The 19320-nt window shown below is 62.1% G+C and carries 16 protein-coding genes and 1 pseudogene; 13 read left to right on the forward strand and 4 right to left on the reverse strand.

The window, feature by feature from the left end; genetic code table 11:
- Positions 1 to 226: 226 nt before the first annotated feature.
- The 4 genes from qatD to LZK81_RS06420 are packed head-to-tail and all read right to left on the reverse strand — an operon-like array spanning position 227 to position 4824.
- The gene (gene qatD / locus LZK81_RS06405) at positions 227 to 982 is read right to left on the reverse strand and encodes a Qat anti-phage system TatD family nuclease QatD (protein WP_233955557.1); all 756 of its coding nucleotides are present in this window, start codon (positions 980 to 982) and stop codon (positions 227 to 229) included.
- Positions 979 to 2298: a Qat anti-phage system QueC-like protein QatC gene (qatC, locus tag LZK81_RS06410; protein ID WP_233955558.1), complete on the reverse strand. Its 1320-nt coding sequence runs from the start codon at positions 2296 to 2298 to the stop codon at positions 979 to 981. The genes qatD and qatC overlap by 4 nt, the downstream gene beginning before the upstream one ends.
- A complete protein-coding gene (locus tag LZK81_RS06415) occupies positions 2291 to 3049 on the reverse strand; it encodes a hypothetical protein (protein WP_233955559.1) in 759 nt (252 codons plus the stop codon). Before LZK81_RS06415 ends, qatC begins: the two co-directional genes overlap by 8 nt.
- On the reverse strand, positions 3049 to 4824 hold the full coding sequence (locus LZK81_RS06420) for a KAP family P-loop NTPase fold protein (protein ID WP_233955560.1): 1776 nt from the start codon (positions 4822 to 4824) through the stop codon (positions 3049 to 3051). The genes LZK81_RS06415 and LZK81_RS06420 overlap by 1 nt, the downstream gene beginning before the upstream one ends.
- 589 nt (positions 4825 to 5413) lie before the next feature.
- Here LZK81_RS06420 and LZK81_RS06425 point away from each other — a divergent pair.
- The 13 genes and pseudogenes from LZK81_RS06425 to LZK81_RS06485 form a co-directional block, all read left to right on the forward strand.
- Positions 5414 to 7483, forward strand: a pseudogene (locus tag LZK81_RS06425) (baseplate megatron protein TIM-barrel domain-containing protein); the annotation flags it as partial.
- 20 nt (positions 7484 to 7503) lie between these two features.
- Entirely contained in the window at positions 7504 to 7716 is a 213-nt protein-coding gene (locus tag LZK81_RS06430; RefSeq protein WP_233955562.1) for a hypothetical protein, read from the forward strand.
- Positions 7717 to 7833: 117 nt separating this feature from the next.
- Complete coding sequence (locus LZK81_RS06435) at positions 7834 to 8100, forward strand: hypothetical protein (protein WP_046611652.1); 267 nt, start codon at positions 7834 to 7836, stop codon at positions 8098 to 8100.
- Positions 8101 to 8150: 50 nt separating this feature from the next.
- Complete coding sequence (locus tag LZK81_RS06440; RefSeq protein WP_046628321.1) at positions 8151 to 8822, forward strand: response regulator transcription factor; 672 nt, start codon at positions 8151 to 8153, stop codon at positions 8820 to 8822.
- Entirely contained in the window at positions 8812 to 10236 is a 1425-nt protein-coding gene (locus LZK81_RS06445; RefSeq protein WP_418936478.1) for an ATP-binding protein, read from the forward strand. Before LZK81_RS06440 ends, LZK81_RS06445 begins: the two co-directional genes overlap by 11 nt.
- 266 nt (positions 10237 to 10502) lie before the next feature.
- Positions 10503 to 10937 carry a hypothetical protein gene (locus LZK81_RS06450; RefSeq protein WP_233956490.1) on the forward strand — a complete coding sequence of 145 codons (435 nt, stop codon included), beginning with the start codon at positions 10503 to 10505 and terminating at the stop codon, positions 10935 to 10937.
- Between the two features lie 148 nt (positions 10938 to 11085).
- Positions 11086 to 12222, forward strand: a complete 1137-nt coding sequence (gene ccmI / locus LZK81_RS06455) for a c-type cytochrome biogenesis protein CcmI (protein ID WP_233955563.1) — start codon at positions 11086 to 11088, stop codon at positions 12220 to 12222.
- Positions 12219 to 12704 (forward strand): cytochrome c maturation protein CcmE, encoded by a 486-nt coding sequence (gene ccmE, locus LZK81_RS06460; protein ID WP_233955565.1) that lies wholly within the window; start codon positions 12219 to 12221, stop codon positions 12702 to 12704. The genes ccmI and ccmE overlap by 4 nt, the downstream gene beginning before the upstream one ends.
- Positions 12701 to 14689 (forward strand): heme lyase CcmF/NrfE family subunit, encoded by a 1989-nt coding sequence (locus LZK81_RS06465; protein WP_233955566.1) that lies wholly within the window; start codon positions 12701 to 12703, stop codon positions 14687 to 14689. The genes ccmE and LZK81_RS06465 overlap by 4 nt, the downstream gene beginning before the upstream one ends.
- A 142-nt stretch (positions 14690 to 14831) precedes the next feature.
- Positions 14832 to 15308, forward strand: coding sequence for a cytochrome c-type biogenesis protein (locus LZK81_RS06470; RefSeq protein WP_418936479.1), 477 nt, complete (start codon positions 14832 to 14834; stop codon positions 15306 to 15308).
- A gap of 146 nt (positions 15309 to 15454) precedes the next feature.
- Positions 15455 to 17044, forward strand: coding sequence for a Do family serine endopeptidase (locus LZK81_RS06475; RefSeq protein WP_046628316.1), 1590 nt, complete (start codon positions 15455 to 15457; stop codon positions 17042 to 17044).
- A gap of 75 nt (positions 17045 to 17119) precedes the next feature.
- Positions 17120 to 17878 carry a response regulator transcription factor gene (locus LZK81_RS06480; RefSeq protein ID WP_326491504.1) on the forward strand — a complete coding sequence of 253 codons (759 nt, stop codon included), beginning with the start codon at positions 17120 to 17122 and terminating at the stop codon, positions 17876 to 17878.
- Between the two features lie 27 nt (positions 17879 to 17905).
- Positions 17906 to 19297, forward strand: a complete 1392-nt coding sequence (locus LZK81_RS06485) for a sensor histidine kinase (RefSeq protein WP_418936497.1) — start codon at positions 17906 to 17908, stop codon at positions 19295 to 19297.
- The last annotated feature ends 23 nt before the right edge of the window (positions 19298 to 19320 follow it).

Here is a 19320-nt window from a genome sequence, read left to right on the forward strand (position 1 = left end):
ATATTGTCCGCAATTGAGCAACGAACAAGTTCCAGCTGGGTTTCCCAGGCCTCGCGAGGATTGTCGAAAAGCTCTACAGAGCATTCGATAAAGATGTGTCCGAATGGAAAGGAATTCTGACCGACGTCAGACTTCTGTTGATGCCTGAGGAAAAAGCTTAGACCGCGACGGCGGCCGGCGGATAAGTGATCACATCTAAGTTCTCATCATCGCGACGGGCCTGAATCTACGATGTTTTGAGCGAGAAATTTTCGGCTTGCTCACCCAAAGTCCTGAGGTTCGTCTGAAGTTGCAGGCGTGTTTCATGCTCATCGCAATTCCACAAGCGAGATAAAGCGGCGACGGTTTCAGTTACCGCTGCCGTTGGATAGTGTTCTCCAGAGGTCGAAGCGAAGGGAGCATCGGTTTCGGTTAGTACCCTATCGCGTGGGAGCCGTTTCATAAATGAGGCTGCTCGTTTGCTCCTCAACATCGGGAGGCCGACCGAGAACCACGCTCCGATATCAACGGCATTGTCGGCATGCGATAAGGGGCCAGAGAACCAGTGTAGGATCGCCAACCCAGCGTTACGCCGTCTGGCTAACGCCTCGACCACTTCTCCGCTAGCGTGTCTGCTGTGAATGGACATCACACGCCCGCCCGCCGTAGCGCACGCCAGGAGAATTTCGTCGAAGACCTCTCTTTGAAGCTTGAGATGCTGGGCATGCTCGTCGCCGCCGTCGATCCCGATCTCCCCGACGTAGCGCGTCTCGCCGAGAAGTCTCCGGAAAAGACCCATTTCACCGTGGCGCTCCGACACGAGTTGGGGATGAAGCCCCAGAGCCGTCCTGATCCGTTTCTTTCCCTTGGCGAGCAGCGCCGTCTTCGGGAAAGCTTTGGGCGTGTTCGTCACGGACAGTACATATGTGCCGGAACGATCGATCTCGTCCGCCGCGCGTTCCGGCGACGGAAACAGGTCTACATGGCAATGGAAGTCGATCAATTCGCGAAACCTTGGGTCTTCAGGAAGGCGGCGACCTCTTCAAGACCTCGTTTGTGGACACCGAACCAGTTTTCGCGTTCTACCGGATCGAACGGCAAGGGTCCACTCGCTATGGCGCGCTGTCTCTGGCTGCGCTCGTCCCGGCCTGCCGCGACCAGCGTAGCCATTACGTCGTCGCGAATATCGGGCCGATCCCATAGTTTTCCCAGGTCCGGGAACTGGTAGGGCGTGGTGTCCACAACGCCGGCTTTCGCAAAGGCCGCACGCCTGATCAGACAAGGCACGCAATGGCCGCATTGCTTGCTCTTACGCTTCCATTTACCGCAAGAAACCGTGGATACAGCGGCCTGAGCAACGACGGCGCTAGGCAGCATCTCACAGAGCATCTCACCCTTCGTCATGTGCCGATATCGGTTCTGTAGTCGGACAGGCAGTCCGACCTTGTCGAGGACGGACTGGATTTGCGACAGGAAGCTTGGGTGTGTCGTGCGGGTGCTGTGAGAACCCACACGACGTCGTGTCAGCGGAGCGTTCAGGGCGATGAAGCCGTTTTCAGGAACGAAGAGGTCGATGACCCCCGCAGAGGGTTTTTTAGCGAGAACAGCGTTCGCTGACACGACACCGTAGGCCAGGAAGCCGAGGCTTCGTGTCCGCATGGTGGTATCGTTCGTATTCTGACCACCGAACACGGGATTGGCATTCGCGGCGAAACGAGGGAGGGTCTTCCCGAGGCGCGGTGCAAGATAGTCCTGGTAGCTTTGGTCACCCCGATAGGAATGACTGACCAAGAGGGGTGTCCTCCCTTCGTCAGCGAGACGACGAGCGCCGATGAGGCTGTCGAGCCCACCGGAAAACAGGCACGCACAATCGGCCGATCCAACCGGGATATGCTTTATAAGTCTCGAGATGTCCTTCTTGGTAGGCGGCTCGATCCCGCCGTCCCGAAACAATAGCGACCAGCGATCCCCGCTGAGGAAGTTCAGCGCATGCTCAAGGTCGGCCGCCACGTCTTGCCAAACCCTCGGCCGCGCTAGCGGAACGTCCAGGATGAATTCCCGTGTCCAGCCATTAGCGGAGAAGGACTCGCGGCTGACGAAGGTGTCCGCAGCGACGACGGCTAGGGCGATGGACAGGAAGTCGAAGGACCTTGTGTCGACGGGGACGGCCAGTCTAGCCACCGCCACTTCCAGCCTTCCGCCGATCGAGCCTGTTCCAAGGCGCGCCGGACGCTTGCCGTATAGAAAGACATGCGTCGTGCCGTTTGTATCCGCGGCGGGTATCTTCGCCTCGTCGACGTGGAATACGAGTTTATTCATCGTAGCTCTCCCATTCGCGCCAGACTTCGGTGACGGCCTCGCGCATGAAGCGGTGGACGTCAGATTTGGTCATGTTGCCTGCGTCGGCCAGTCGCGGCCCCAGGTTCTTGTCCACCACGACACGAATAACCTCGAGAAGATCGGCCTCCGCCTCCGCTGTCCTCTGCTCGTCGGGAGCGTTGGCCCATGAACCGCCGACTTCCTCGACGATTTCCTGGAATACCGACTGTGAAAGGTACTCTCCGAGAACCCGGTTTATAGTCTCGGCGTCAAGTTGCGTGGGATCGAAGTCGCCATCGCCGAGAACCTCCAGCATCGCCTCATCAATGGCCGCGCGAATTCGGTCACTATCACCGTTCTCAGGCGCAAGCGCTTCAGCCAGACGCTGACACACGACATCGAGTGGCTGCCCCGCGAGGGATGCCTGCGAGAGGCCCTGTTCCGCTGCGGCCGTTCCGTCGCCCGCAAGTGAATTCAGGACGTCGTAAAGCTGGCCGCCGGTCGTATAAACAGAACCAAAGCGCCGCGGACCGACAGCGTTTCCTCCGGTCGAGGTCCTCGCATAATGGCCGAGTGACCTCCGAAGGTCACTGCCCTCGCCACCCTTCAGGTACTTCCCAAATGAAGTTCTGAAAGCCTGAAAGCGCTTTGGGGGCGCGGGAGGCACGGGTGTGCCGGGATCATCGTCCCCCCAAGGCGGAACCATTGGCTGCTTCGGACCAGACCCTTTTGCCGACGCTGAAGTTCCCATCAGGCACCGCTCCCCGTCGCGTCGGCTGTTTCGTCCTTCATCAAAGCCTTCATCCACCTTGGACGGCTCGGAAGACTCGTAACGAAGCTGACCAGTTTTTCATGAGCAATCTCGTCACTCGTGGCGAGCAAAGACGCCCCTCGGAAGTCATCGCGCGCTTTCGACCACTCCGGATTACGTTTCATCGTCGCGATGATTTCGTCCATTGCTTCTCCGACTTCGGCTGGGTCGATTTCCCTGATGGCCGTCTTGGTGGCAAGTGAACTCAGGGTCGCAGTCTTCAGGATGACTTCGATGGCCTTCAACGTCTTCGCGCTGATGCGTTGCGGAGACATCTTGACTGGCATGGTCTCCTTGGAAAGATAGACCGCAGGACGCAAGTCGGTGCCGCCAAGGGGAGGGTGAAGCTTGAGCCAATCCGAAACGAAGTCCGGATATTTTTGCCATTCCTTCGGAAGCTTGTCTGGAGCCACCGCATCGCCGAGTGCCTCGAGCTCCAAGAAGATCGGGGCTTTTCCACCTGGTGCGGCGCTGATCAAAGCGTTCAATGCCCGGATAGCACTCTCGTCAGTGCATCGCTCAAAGAGGGCGAGCTTTGCGATGGTGGACTCATCCAACGCCATACCGCGACGGCGCGCGACGAGGCCGCGCATCCGCACGACATTCAGCAACCGTTTCACGATACGCGGATTGCCGTTCACCTGTTTCGAATGTGCGAGCAGTCCCGCAAGACGATCCATGGTTTCGAGGGTTCCGCGAAGCTCGTGGCCCGTCGCGACGCCCAGGTGAAGAGCCGCTTGGTTGACGTCGAATGGAGGGGCATCGGACCAGCTGTGCCGGAGCTTCTCGATGAGATAAGTCCGCAAGGCCTCGATTTTCTCAGCAGCGACTTCGGATTTCGTGGCAGCAAGCATAAACAGGTACGCTCTGACTTCCTGGAGGCCGAGTTTCGGCACGCGAAGAGGTATCTGGATCAGCTTGTCGAGGTAGTCAGTGATGTGCTGGCTGCCGGGGTCTTTGAAATGTTTCTCGACCGACAAACGGATCATGTCCTCGTCGGCAGCTACGATAAACACCGTATTCGGCATGAACAAGAAAAGGCGCATCGCCTCGAGTGTCGCGATGGCGTTCGCCGGCAGGCACCGATCAAGGTTGTCAACGAAAACTACTAGACGTCGCTCGAGATTGCCAAGAAGGTCGCTGAATTCTTTGCGGAAAGCGATAATCTCTTCCGGAGCGTTACGTTTCTCTTTGGGCTTTAGAAGACCAGATGCCTTCTTTCCGGCCTCTGTGGTGGCTTCCCTCACCGCAGAAACGTCGTCTTCGTCGGCTGTGCCTTCCCACATATCTCCTGCAGAACCCGCAGCCCTGGTGAACATTCCCATCGTCGGAATGCCGGCGAACAAAGCGCCCACGTCCACGGCCATTCCCAAAACCTTGAGCTTGTTGACTCGCCGATAAAAGTTCGCCGCCTTGTCCTTCAGAGAATCAGGGGCGGCCTCGTAGATGGCCTTCGCTATGACCGTCATGAGGGCAGACTTGGCTTCTTCAAAGTCTTGGTAAAGCCACGCATCGAACAGGACGACTAGATTGCGCTCTTCCGCCTCCAGCTGCGTGCCGACCAACTGTAGAATGCTGGATTTTCCAACGCCCCAGGTACCGTAGACACCGAGTGAAATGGGAAGCATGGCATCATCAGACACCAAGTCGCAGATCATCTCGGAAACCTCAGAATAATTCAGGTAGTCTACTTTGCTTTCGCTATCCGCCCACATGATTCCTCCACCCTTTCACTTGAGAGATTGGGTTCGGGAAATTCCACGGTCAAGGAGGTCGGCGACCTTTCTGGTGCAACGTACGGCTTATGCACTAGAAGTTTTACACGCAGCCTAGTCGACTCGACGCTGAGCATGAACTCGCTGTCTACGGGTACTCCCGAAGGTCAATTGTATCCAAAGCTCTGCTACGGCTCGAGCCCGATGAAGAACTCGAAATCAGAGCGATGGTGAACATCACATTCCAAAGACTTAGTGGCGAGGATGAGATGTTCGACGGCATCGAATGCGAGTTAGACGGTGCCTGTGTCGAGATCGATCTAGGGGACATCAATGTCTTGAGCCGGAGGACTACGATCAACCCGATTGAATGCCTTCCTCAAAATTGCCGAGTCACAAGCTGGCATTGGAGGCTCAGTGACCAGAGGCCGACAACTGTCAGTCCGCCGAAAGTTCACAAGGGAATGCCGCAATCTCGGATTCTCTAACAGGGGTATGTGCTAAAACAGTTAGAGGTATGCCAGAAAGCCACACCCTAAGTCCTTGATTTCCTGCCTAAGCCTCTCAAGCGTAGTTGCCGCGCCACACGTGGGTATTTCGTTACAAGGATCTCTTGGGATGGTGGTCGAATGACCATCATGACCGTGCGGGCGGGGCCGAGAATATAATACCCACGGACTGGGTGCCCGGTATGAAGCCGATCTGGTTTACCGAACTCGGGTGCCCGGCGGTCGACAAGGGCGCCAATCAGCCGAACGTCTTTACCGACCCGAAATCGGCTGAAAGCGCTCTGCCGTATTTTTCGAGCGGCGGGCGGTCGGACAGCATGCAGCGGCGGTTCCTGGAGGCGCATCATGGCTGGTGGCAGGGCGACGCGCTGCCGGCCGGCATGGTCGACCGGGATCACGTCTTCGTCTGGACCTGGGATGCCCGGCCTGTTCCGGCCTTTCCCGGCGATCTTTCGGCCTGGAGCGATGGCGGCAACTGGCGCACGGGCCATTGGCTCAATGGTCGGCTGGGAGGAACTACGCTTGCCGATGCCATCGCCGCGATCCTGACGGAACATGGTTTTGAAGATTTCGACGTTTCGGCGGTGAGCGGCGACCTGACTGGCTACGTACAGGGCGAGGTGACCTCCGCGAGGGCGCTTCTGGAGCCGCTACTCGAGGTCTTTCAGGTGGATGTCGCCGAAGACGGCGGCAGACTGCGCTTCCGGTCGCGGTTGACGGCAAGCCTGGCGGCGAAGGAGATCGCCGTCATTGCCGATATCGAGGATGAGCCGCTGTGGTCGGAAAACCGGGGGCATGACAGCGATTTTGCGGCTGAGGCGGTGCTGACCTCCTACAATCCGAGCCTGGACTACGAACAGGCGGGTGTGCGATCGCGGCGGGCGCGGGCGGAAAGCCAGCGTATCCTGAGCTACGACCTACCGGCCGTGCTGCCGGAGGAGACGTCGCTCGGTGCGGTCGAGACGCTGCTGCGCACGCACAGGGTCGCGAGGCGGTCGTTGAGTTTTGCGCTTTCGCCCGCCGATATTGCCGTCGAGCCCGGCGATGCGGTGCGGCTGGCTCTGCCGGATGCGAGCGGCCCGGAGGGGACGTTCATCGTCGAACGGGTCGAAGAAGGCGCGGCGCGGCGGATCGAGGCGCGGCACCACGCGCCGCTGGCGCCGTTGAACTATGCTGTCGGCGAGGGGCACAGAAATGGCGGTAGCGCCGTCTCCGACGGATTTGCGCCTGTACTGCACTTTCTTGATCTGCCGCGGTTTACGCCGGGCGAGTCAGCGAGCTTCGCCCGCGTTGCGGGCTTCTGCCGGCCGTGGCGGCGGATGGCGCTATCCTCCTCCGTGACGACGGAAGGGTATCGCACGCACTCGGCGCTCGACCGGCCGGCAAGGGTGGGTGTTCTGGCGACGCCGCTTTCGGGCGGCGTGATCGGGCGTTTCGATCGCGGTGTGGTCATGGAGATCGAACTGTTTTTCGGCGGCCTGTCGTCGGCGGACGAGCAGGCGGTGCTGAATGGCGAAAACCGTATTGCGGTGAAAGCGCAGAACGGCGCCTGGGAAGTGCTCGGCTTTGCCGTAGCCGAAGAGATCAGCCCGAATCGCTGGGCGCTGTCGAACCTGTTGCGCGGGCTGGCGGGGACCGGGGATGCCATGTTGGCGGGCGCCACGGCGGGTGCAGCCGTCGTCGTGCTCGATGAAGCCGTTGTGCCGCTGGGACTGTCGGCGGAGGAGCGTGGTCTGGCCATGAACTGGCTGGCGGAAAGCCTGGGGCAGGCGGGCGGACGTTCCAGCCCACATGGATTTGCGGGGGGCATGCGCGCCGAGACGCCGCTTTCGCCGGTCCATATCCGCGGGGAGCGGCCGGTCGGCGGCGATGCCCGCCTGACCTGGGTGAGGCGTGGCAGGGTCGAGGCGGACAATTGGGACGGGATCGAAATTCCACTGGACGAGCCGGAGGAGCGCTACCGGCTCGAGGTGCTGGACGGCCCCACCGTCAGGCGCATGGTCGAGGTGACGGAACCCGCTTTCACCTATCCGGCGGCCGACGAGATTGCCGATTTCGGCGGTATCCAATCGAGCCTTTCGCTGCGGGTCCGGCAGATGGGCCGGGCGGTCCCGCTCGGGGTCCCGGCCGAGGCGGCCGTTGTATTCTAGGTTGAAACAAGGAGATGAACATGGATGGCATGAAGGTGTGGTATCAGTCGAAAACGGTCTGGGGCGGGTTGATTGCGGTCGCCGCCGCGCTTCTGCAAATCACGGGAATTCAGCTCGGAGCAGATGTCCAGGCAGACATCGCAGAGCTTGCGGTGACGCTGGCGGGAGCTGCCGGCGGGTTTCTCGCGATCTACGGTCGTATCGCGGCCCAGACCGGAATCAGGGGAAAATAGCCCCATGAAGGAAAGCACTACGGACCATTCATTTGCCATTCAGCCGCCTTTGGCTACATAATCCATCACATGCTTTGGACATGAATCCTGTTTGTCTTGTGAGTGGAAATTGTACCCATGGCGCGACTGCCAATCATCGCGATACTGACCGCCGGCCTTGCCGGTTTCGCCGGCTTTTTGCCGGAAAAGGTCGATGCGCGTGATTACCTCGTCCTCGTCGCAGGCGATTGCGGCTCGGCGGCGTCTCGCGTGGTGCGGGAAACCGGCGGCCAGCTTCTTTCCGCTCAGCCCTCCTCAGATGGCCAGACCTGTGTCGTGACGGTGCTCGTCCAAGGCGATGGCAATCAAAGACCGCGCAAGGTGACCGTCAGGGTTCCGATGTAAAGCGGCTCCGGCGGCGATCAGCCGCCGGCATATCATTCGAGGGGCGGTGCATGCGCATTCTGGTGGTCGAAGACGATGTCAATCTCAACCGGCAGCTTTCCGACGCCCTGAAGGAGTCGGGTTATGTGGTCGACCAGGCTTTCGACGGCGAGGAAGGCCATTATCTCGGCGAAACCGAGCCTTATGATGCGGTGATCCTCGATATCGGCCTGCCGGTCATGGACGGCATCACCGTCGTCGAGAAATGGCGTGCCGGAGGCAAGGGCATGCCGGTTCTGATGCTGACCGCCCGCGACCGCTGGAGCGACAAGGTGGCAGGCATCGATGCCGGTGCCGACGACTATGTCGCCAAACCCTTCCATGTGGAGGAAGTGCTGGCCCGCGTTCGGGCACTGATCCGCCGGGCGGCGGGGCATTCATCCTCCGAAATCGTCTGCGGGCCCGTGCGGCTCGATACCAAGGCTTCCAAGGCGAGCGTCGAAGGCGTCGCCCTGAAGCTCACCTCGCACGAATTCAGGCTGCTGTCCTACCTGATGCATCACATGGGGCAGGTCGTTTCCCGCACCGAGCTTGTGGAGCATATGTATGATCAGGATTTCGACCGCGATTCCAATACGATCGAAGTTTTCGTGGGCCGGCTTCGCAAGAAGCTCGGTGTCGACCTCATCGAGACGGTCCGCGGACTCGGTTACAGGATGCAAGCGCCAAACGATGCGCCCTAAATTCCGGATGATCGGACCAAGATCGCTGACTGCCCGCGTGCTGCTTCTGGCCACGTTGTGGTCGGCGCTGGCTCTGGTCGTCATTTCGATCGTCATCTCGCAGCTCTACCGGCAATCGGCAGAGCGCGCCTTCACCGACCTCCTGCGCGCCCAGCTTTATAATGTCATCAACTCGATCACGATCGGTGACGACAACAAGCTCGCCGGCAGCCCTCAGCTCGGCGACCTGCGCTTCTCGCAGCCTGAGACCGGCTGGTACTGGATCATCGAGCCGCTCGGCACCTTTGCAGCGACGCCGCTGTCATCCTCCTCGCTCGGCACCTCGAACATCAGCGTTCCGTCGATCCTGGCGGTGCCCTTCAACAATCGCTATGAGCGCTTCTACCCCGCGATCGACGCCTACAAGAATCATGTTCTGGTTGCCGAAACCGAAGTCGTCCTCGACGGCGAAGGCCGCGCCGCGCGCTTCCGCGTGTCGGGCAATCTCGCGGTTGTCGAGGAGGATATCCAGGCCTTTACCCGCAGTCTCTATATCGCCCTTGCCGTCTTCGGTTTCGGCAGTCTGGTCGTCAACGGTCTGGCGATCCTCTACGGGCTGCAGCCGCTTGACGGCGCACGGCGCTCGCTCGAAAGGGTGCGGCGCGGCGAGGCGGAGCGGCTGGAAGGGGAATTTCCGCGCGAAATCATGCCGCTTGCGAGCGACATCAACGCGCTGATCGAAAGCAACCGCCGCATCGTCGAGCGGGCCCGCATGCAGGTCGGCAATCTCGCCCATTCGCTGAAGACGCCGATTGCGGTTCTGCTCAACGAATCGCGTGCCGTCGAAAAGGTGCAGTCGGACATGGTGCGGTCGCAGGCGGAGGGAATGCAGGCGCAGGTGCAATCCTACCTGAACCGCGCGCGCATCGCCGCCCAGCGCGAATCGCTGCTCGCCCGGACCGAGCTTGAGCCGGTGCTGGAACGCCTGGTCAGGGTGATGCGGCGACTCAATCCGGAAAAGGAGTTCCACCTGTCGGTCTTTCCGCCGGGCGTGGCGCTTGCCATGGAACAGCAGGACGTCGAGGAGACGGTCGGCAACCTGCTCGAAAACGCCGCGCGCTTCTGCGAAACCGGCGTGTGGATCACCGCGACGCCAACATCAGGCCCCCAATCCGGCGAAGGCGAAACCGTGCGGCGCTCCTGGGTCGAGGTCGCTGTCGAAGACGACGGCCCGGGGCTGGAGCCGGATCAGATCCGGGAGGCGATGAAACGCGGCAGGCGGCTCGACGAGAGCAAGCCGGGCGCTGGGCTCGGACTGTCGATCGTGCGCGAAATCACCGGCGAGTATCAAGGTTCCGTCGAGCTGACGCGCGGGACGCGGGGTGGCCTGAGGGCGCAACTTCTGCTTCCCGGCGTCGCCAAGGAAGGTCCGTGATCGTCCGATATTCACAACATGGTCCAGCAGGACTGTGGCGCAAGGGCAACATCGGCCTATTCCCTGCCATTGCTTATGGACGGATGGATCGCCTGCTATATCTTTGTCGGAAGAGACATTTCTATATATCTGCTAATATGCGGGGAGACTGAAAGATCGTCGGATTTGTGTGTTTTCCCAATGACGCCATAATGATGCCATGCCGGGACCGGACCAGTCTCGGCGAGATTTCCGAAGAAAACGAGCCGCGACCGGTTTCCGACACGATGCGATTATTGAGCCTTCGAAATACCGTTTCATCGCTTGTGGTTGCCGGCCTGCTGGCGGGCTGCGGCACGTCTTCAGGAGCGGGGACCGGCGGCACGCGCGGCCTGCTGACACCACGGCCCTCGCCATCCGCATCCTATATTTCCGCGCTGCAGGGCGGCATCGTCGGCCGCAGCGGCGCGACGCTTTCGTCAAGCGACCGTTCCCGCGCCCTCGAGGCGGAATATCGCGCGTTGGAAGGGGCGGCCGGCGGCGAGGCAATCACCTGGAAGGGTGACGACGCGAACGGCCAGGTGATCGCCAACGCCCCCTATCAGGTGGGCACTCAGAACTGCCGTCAGTATCGCCATACGGTAACCATGAACGGCCGCGACATGACGGCGCGGGGCGCTGCCTGCCGCAATTCCAACGGCACCTGGACGCCGCTCACCTGATTTCCTCTGCGGCTGTTTGACATGGGTCATGGCCGCCAGATCGGATCGGCCCCATATGCAGGTTTGAACTTGCGGCCAAAGGCCTCAAATTCGCGTCAACGCCGGCTGCGCTGTTGGAAAGCGCGGGCCGTTGCAGTATTGGGCCACTATGGTTTTATGGATCATCCTCGCAGCTCTGACGGCGGCCGTTGCGGCAATCCTCATCCTGCCTTTCGCCCGAGCCGCCAAAACAGCATCCGCTGACCGTGCCGGAGAGGTCGCCGTCTATCGCGACCAGCTGGCCGAACTGGACCGGGACCAGGCCCAGGGCCTGATCGAGCCGCAAGAGGCCGAATACGCCCGTGCGGAGATCGGCCGCCGGCTGCTGGCCGCGGCCGCTGCCGGGGAGGGCAAGGAGATCGCCGCTCCTAAGGCGCGAAAATATGCGCTCGCCACCACTGTGGTCACGCTGGTTCCGCCCCTTGTCGGGCTCTGTCTTTACCTGGCGCTCGGCAATCCCGGGCTGCCGGACCAGCCGCTCGAAGCGCGGCTTGCCAATCCTGGCAACAATGTCGCCCTGCTGGTCGCCAAGGCGGAGCGGCATCTTGCCGAAAATCCCAATGACGGCGCCGGCTGGGATCTGCTTGCGCCGATCTATTTCCGCTCCATGCGGCTTGGCGATGCCGAGATGGCCTATCGAAATGCGATCCGCATTCTTGGGCCAAGTCCCGTCCGGCTGGCCGGGCTCGGCGAAACGCTGGTCGCATCGAATGACGGGATCGTCACCGAGGATGCGCGTTCCGCCTTCGAGCAGGCGGTGAAGCTCGATCCGGACAATCCGCGTTCACGTTTCTATGTCGGCCTCGGCTTCGAACAGGCCGGCAGGGCGGCAGAGGCGAGGGCGCAGTTCGAGACGATTGCCAAGGGCTCGCCGGCCGATGCGCCGTGGATGCAGCTCGTCAACCAGCATATCGTCAAGAACGGCGGCACCATCGCGACGGGACAGGACACGGCGCAGGCGCCCGGCAATCCGAGCCAGGCGGATGTCGCGGCGGCCGCAAACATGTCGCAGGGCGATCGGCAGGCGATGATCCGCGGCATGGTCGAGAGCCTTGCGGAACGGCTGAAACAGGACCCGAACAATCTCGAAGGTTGGGTGAGGCTGGTGCGCTCCTATTCCGTGCTCGGCGACAAATCCAGTGCCGAGGAGGCCCTGAAGAGCGGCCTCAAGCAGTTCCCGTCATCAGGCGAGCTGGTGGCGCTCGCCAACGAGATGGGGATCACCGTCGAAGGAGTGGCGCAATGACGCGCAAACAGAAACGGCTGGCGGTGATCGCGGGCGGCATGAGCTTCATTCTCGTGGCGGTGCTGCTCGTCATGTTCGCCTTCAGCCAGTCGGTGGCTTATTTCTTCATGCCGGCCGATCTTGCCAAGTCCGATGTCAAACCCGGCACCCGCATCAGGCTCGGCGGGCTGGTCGCCGAAGGGTCGGTGAAGCGCGGTCAGGGCTCGACCGTGAGTTTTACGGTAACCGACGGAACCGGTAGCGTGCCGGTCACCTACACGGGCATCCTGCCGGACCTGTTTCGCGAAGGCCAGGGCGTGGTGACCGAAGGCGCGTTCGACGCGGCATCGCGCGGTTTCGTGGCCGACAGCGTGCTCGCCAAGCATGACGAGAACTACATGCCCAAGGAAGTCGCGGACCGGCTGAAGGCGCAGGGCGTCTGGAACGAGGGTCAAGGCAACCAGAGCCAGCCCGATGGCGCCAAGGGGACGGCAACGAGATGATCATCGAGATCGGTCATTATGCACTTGTTCTGGCGCTCGCAACCGCGCTGATCGTCTCGGTGCTGCCGGTCGTCGGCGCCCGGCGCGGCGATGTCGCGATGATGGCGCTGGCCCCGACCGGCTCGCTGGTGCTGTTCGCGCTCGTGGCCTTTTCCTTCGGCGTGCTGACCTGGGCCTATATGGTCTCGGATTTCTCGGTTGCGAACGTCTGGGAGAATTCCCATTCGCTGATGCCGCTGATCTACAAGTTCTCGGGCGTCTGGGGCAATCACGAAGGGTCGATGCTGCTCTGGCTGCTGATCCTGGTGTTCTTCAGCGCGCTCGTCGCTGTCTTCGGCCGCAATCTGCCGGATACGCTGAGGGCCAATGTTCTGGCCGTTCAGGCCTGGATCTCGACCGCATTCCTGTTCTTCATCCTTTTGACTTCCAATCCGTTCCTTCGCCTCAACCCGGCGCCGGCCGAGGGACAGGATCTCAATCCGGTGCTGCAGGATCTCGGCCTGGCGGTTCATCCGCCGCTTCTCTACCTGGGTTATGTCGGCTTTTCGGTCTGCTTCTCGTTCGCCGTCGCGGCGCTCATGGAAGGCCGCATCGACGCCGCCTGGGCCCGCTGGGTGCGGCCGTGGACGCTGGCCGCCTGGACCTTCCTGACGGCCGGCATCGCCATGGGTTCCTACTGGGCCTATTACGAGCTCGGCTGGGGCGGCTGGTGGTTCTGGGATCCGGTCGAGAACGCCTCCTTCATGCCCTGGCTCGCGGGCACGGCGCTGCTGCATTCGGCGCTGGTCATGGAAAAGCGCGAGGCGCTGAAGATCTGGACCGTGCTGCTGGCGATCATGACCTTTTCGCTGTCGCTGCTCGGCACCTTCCTGGTGCGCTCCGGCGTGCTGACCTCGGTGCATTCGTTTGCGACCGATCCGACCCGCGGCATCTTCATCCTCTGCATTCTCGGCATCTTCATCGGCGGCGCCTTCGCGCTGTTTGCCTGGCGGGCGCCGATGCTGAAGGCGGGCGGCATTTTCGCGCCGATCTCGCGCGAGGGCGCGCTGGTGCTCAACAACCTGATCCTGACGGTGGCAACGGCAACGGTGCTGACCGGCACGCTCTATCCGCTCGTCCTCGAAACGCTGACCGGCGAAAAGATCTCGGTCGGCGCGCCGTTCTTCAACATGACCTTCGGCCTGCTGATGCTGCCGCTCCTGGTCGCCGCGCCGTTCGGGCCGGTGCTCGCCTGGAAGCGTGGCGATCTCCTGGGCGCCCTGCAGCGGCTCTATGTCTTCGCGGGCCTGGCGCTGGCAGCGGGCCTTGCCTTCTTCTACATCCAGAACGGCGGACCGGTTCTGGCGATCTTCGGCCTGGTGCTGGGTTTCTGGGGCATGATCGGCGCATTCGCCGACCTCTGGTATCGCGGCAATTTTTCGAAAGTCGGGCTTTCGGTCGGCCTGAGGCGGCTGGCCGGCCTGCCGCGTTCGGTATTCGGCACGGCGATCGCCCATTTCGGCCTCGGGGTCACGGTGCTCGGCATTTTCGCCGCGACGACCTTCGGCACCGAGACGGTGGTCGAGATGAAGCAGGGTACTTCCGTCGACGCCGGCGGTTATTCGCTGACCTATGACGGGCTGCGCGATGCCATCGGGCCGAACTACACCGAACAGCGTGGGCATTTTGCCGTCAGCCGTGGTGGCGTCCAGGTGGCGGATGTCTGGTCGTCGAAGCGGCTCTATACGGCGCGGCGGATGCCGACGACGGAAGCCGGCATCCTGACTTTCGGCCTCAGCCAACTCTACGTGTCGCTCGGCGATGCGATGGACAGCGGCGGCATGGTGGTACGCATCTGGTGGAAACCGTTCATCCTCTGCATCTGGGGCGGCGCGCTGGTGATGATGGTCGGCGGGTTTGTCTCGCTGTCGGATCGGAGGCTCAGGGTGGGAGCGCCGAGCCGCAAGGCGAAGCCGGTCAAGGCGACGCTGGAGGCTGCGGAGTGATGGCGAACTCACCCCCCTCTGCCCTGCCGGGCATCTCCCCCTCAAGGGGGGAGATCGACTCGTGGCCATCTCCCGCCCCAAACAAACGCTGCGATTGGAGCAATGTCGGTGCGTCTTGCCAATCTCCCCCCTTGAGGGGGAGATGCCCGGCAGGGCAGAGGGGGTGTTCTGGGTCGTTCTCGCGATGATCCTGGCGCTCCTCGCCCCCCTGCCGGCCTTCGCCGTCAACCCCGACGAGGTGCTCTCAAACCCCGTGCTCGAACAGCGCGCCCGAAATCTTTCGGCGCAGTTGCGCTGCATGGTGTGCCAGAACCAGTCGATCGACGATTCCAATGCGGAGCTTGCCCGCGACCTGCGGGTGCTGGTGCGCGAGCGGCTGACGAACGGCGATGCGGACGATCAGGTGATCGACTACGTCGTGTCCCGCTACGGCGAATTCGTGCTCCTGAAACCGCGGTTCAGCGCCAAGACGATGATCCTGTGGGCCACTCCCGTCCTGCTACTGCTGGTCGGTGGCGTGGCGATCCTGGTTTTTGTTCGCACGCGCCCCAGCCAACGCTCGGTCGCGTCGCTGACGGCCGAGGAACAGGCTCGCATCGAAGAGCTTTTGAACAAATAGGCGCCCGAAACAGACCGCCGCAAACATTACCAATAATTCATTCGTCCGCCACCTGCAGTTAACCTGCGAGCGCCTATATCTCTCCTCATCCACCGCTTGGCTGACCTCCGGCCAAAATGACTGAAGAGAAGAAGGTAGCTTAAAACATGCGCAATATCGGACGTCCCTCTCTGAAGACCGTCTTGAAGACCACCACGGTTGCTGGTCTTGCCGCGGTCATGCTCTCGAGCGGCATCCCGGGCCAGGTCGTGCAGTCCTTCGCGGCTCCGGTCAGCGTTACCGCACCGCAGGCCCCGAGCTTTGCCGATGTCGTTTCGGCCGTTTCTCCCGCCGTCGTTTCCGTCCGCGTCCAGTCCGACGCACAGCCCGTTTCCGATGACAGCAGTTCGTTCAGTTTCGGCGGCCGCGGCTTCGACCAGCTTCCTGATGACCATCCGCTGAAGCGGTTCTTCCGTGAATTCGGTGGCCAGGTACCGGGCGCTCCGGGTGCTCCGGGCGACCGCAACAACCGCAACCAGGATCGCGCCGACCGCAACGGCCCGCGGGGCCAGGACGGAAACCGTCCTCACCGCCTGCGCCCGGCGGCACAGGGCTCCGGGTTCTTCATTTCCGAGGACGGCTATGTCGTCACCAACAACCACGTCGTTTCGGATGGTTCCGCCTACACGGTCGTTTTGAATGACGGCACGGAACTCGAAGCCAAGCTGGTCGGCAAGGACAGCCGCACCGACCTCGCCGTGCTCAAGGTCGACGCCACCAGCCGCAAGTTCACCTATGTCAATTTCGCGGACGACTCCAAGGTCCGGGTCGGTGACTGGGTGGTTGCCGTCGGCAATCCGTTCGGCCTTGGCGGTACGGTTACCGCTGGCATCGTTTCGGCCCGCGGCCGCGACATCGGCTCCGGTCCCTATGACGATTATATCCAGGTGGATGCGGCGGTGAACCGCGGCAATTCCGGCGGCCCGACCTTCAACCTCTCCGGCGAAGTCGTCGGCATCAACACCGCGATCTTCTCGCCGTCGGGCGGCAATGTCGGCATCGCCTTTGCGATCCCGTCTTCCACCGCCAAGGACGTCGTTGCCGACCTGATGAAGGACGGCAAGGTCGATCGCGGCTGGCTCGGCGTACAGATCCAGCCGGTCACCCAGGATATTGCCGACTCGCTCGGCCTGAAGGAAGCGACCGGCGCCCTTGTCGTTGCTCCGCAGGAAGGCTCTCCGGGTCAGAAGGCCGGCATCAAGGAAGGTGACGTGATCACCGCCGTCAACGGCCAGCCGATCAAGGATGCCCGTGACCTCGCCAAGCGCGTCGCCGCCTTCGGCCCGAACACCAAGGTCGATGTCGACCTGTGGCGCGACGGCAAGGCGCAGAAGATCCCGGTCACGCTCGGCAATCTCCAGAGCGATGAAGCTTCGGCGGCCGAGCCGAAGCAGCCCGACGCTCCGGCGCCCTCCAGCGACAAGGCGCTTGCCAGCCTCGGCATCACCGTCGCTCCGGCCGAGGACGGTTCCGGTCTCTCGGTCACCGATGTCGATCCGGATAGTGAAGCCGCTGCCCGCGGCCTGAAGACCGGGGAAAAGATCGTCTCGGTCAACAACCGCAAGGTCACCAGCGCCGCCGATGTCGGCAAGGTTCTCGACCAGGCCCGCAAGGATGGCCGCACCCGCGCGCTGTTCCAGGTGGCTGGTGAAAACAATACCAGCCGCTTCGTCGCCCTGCCGATCAACGAAGGCTGATTTCTCAAATAGGTCGCAAGGTCAGGGGCGCCGCCGGCAACGGTCGGCGCCTTTCTTCTTTCCATGGAGCGAGTGATGGAGACGGATACCCGATATTCTGCCGGCACCGCAGATTCCCGTAGTGCAAAGACCGGCGCGGACGCTATTGTCCCGCACATGAAGATTCTGGTGATAGAAGACGACTTGGAGGCGGCAGCCTACATGACCAAGGCCTTTCGCGAGGCCGGGATCGTGGTCGATCATGCAAGCGACGGCGAGAGCGGTCTGTTCATGGGGACCGAGAATTCCTACGACGTGATGGTCATCGACCGCATGCTGCCGCGCCGCGACGGGCTGTCCGTCATCAGCGAATTGCGCAAGCGCAGCATCAATACCCCGGTGTTGATCCTTTCGGCGCTCGGGCAGGTGGACGACCGCGTGACCGGCCTGCGCGCCGGCGGCGACGACTATCTGCCTAAGCCCTACGCCTTCTCCGAGCTTCTCGCCCGCGTCGAAGTGCTCGGCCGCCGCAAGGGGACGCCGGAACAGGACATGGTCTACCGGGTCGGTGACCTGGAGCTCGACCGGCTGTCGCACGAGGTGAAGCGCGCCGGCAAGGAAGTGCTGCTGCAGCCGCGCGAATTCCGTCTGCTCGAATATCTGATGAAGAATGCCGGCCAGGTGGTGACCCGCACCATGCTGCTCGAAAACGTCTGGGACTACCATTTCGATCCCCAGACCAATGTCATCGACGTGCATGTCTCGCGGCTGAGATCGAAGATCGAGAAGGATTTCGAAAAGCCGCTTCTGAAGACCATTCGCGGGGCCGGCTACATGATCAAGGACGAGGGGTAAGCCGAGTTGCTGGCACGTGCCCGCCTGATGTTCCGCTCGACGGCCGTGCGGCTTTCGGCGCTCTATATCCTGCTCTTCGCCTTGTGTGCGGCCTTTCTGGTCATCTACGTCACGGCGATGTCCGAAAGGCTGCTGGCGCAGCAGACGCGCCAGTCGCTACAGGAGGAAGTGCAGGAGATACAGCGCGCCTATGAGCGCGGCGGCGTCAGCCTTCTCCTGCGGATGATGGAGCGGCGAGCCCGTCAGCCGGGCGCCAATCTCTATGTCATCGCCGGTCCCAACGGCGAGATGCTCGCCGGCAATGTTGCCGCGGTGCAGCCTGGCGTGCTCGACGAGCAGGGCTGGACGGACATTCCTTTCACCTATGAACCCTATACGGAAGTGGACCGTCGCGGCCGGCATCTGGCGACCGCCAACGTCATCCGCCTCGACAACGGTCTGCGGATGCTGGTCGGTCGCGATCTCGGCGACCCGAGCCGGTTCCGCGGCATCGTGCGCCGGGCACTGATGGTGGCATTGGCCATCATGGGCGTCGGAGCGTTGGTGATCTGGTTCGGCATCGGCCGCAACGCCTTGAAACGCATCGACCGCATGTCGGCGGCGAGCCAGAAGATCATGGCGGGCGACCTTTCGCAGCGCCTGCCGGTCGGCAAGTCCGGCGACGAATTCGACCGGCTGTCGGATTCGCTGAACGCCATGCTCGGACGCATCGAGAAGCTGAACGAGGGTCTGCGCCAGGTTTCCGACAACATCGCCCACGACCTGAAGACGCCGCTGACGAGATTGCGCAACAAGGCCGCCGATGCGCTGGGCGAGGATCGTGCGGATGTGCGCCGCGCAGCCCTTGAAGGCATCATCGCCGAATCCGACCAGCTTATCCGCACCTTCAACGCGCTTTTGATGATCTCCCGCGTCGAGGCGGGATCGATCGCGGCGGAAATGTCCGATGTCGATCTGTCAGCGATCTCCGCCGACAGCGCAGAGCTTTATGAGCCCGCGGCGGAGGAGGCGGGTCTGTCGCTCACCACCGAGCTCGAACCGGGTCTCGTGGTCAACGGCAACCGGGAGCTCATCGGCCAGGCGATCTTCAATCTCCTCGACAATGCGATCAAATATGCTTCCGAGGGAAGCCAGACGCCAAAGATCGGCGTGAAGCTCGCCAGGAGCGACGGCACGCTCAGGCTCTCCGTCTGCGACAACGGCCCAGGCATCCCGGCCAACAAGCGGGGCGAGGTGACCAAGCGGTTCTTTCGCCTGGACGAAAGCCGCTCCAAGCCTGGCACCGGCCTCGGCCTCTCGCTGGTCGAAGCGGTGATGGAGCTGCATGGCGGCTCGCTGGAACTTTCCGCCACCGACGAGACGAATACCGCAGCGCCCGGCCTGACAGTCACCATGGTCTTTCCGGTGCCGAAGCCGTAAGTTTCGCCAGGGAAGAATCACGG

It is taken from the genome of Neorhizobium galegae, assembly GCF_021391675.1.
Classification (GTDB): Bacteria; Pseudomonadota; Alphaproteobacteria; order Rhizobiales; family Rhizobiaceae; genus Neorhizobium; species Neorhizobium galegae_B.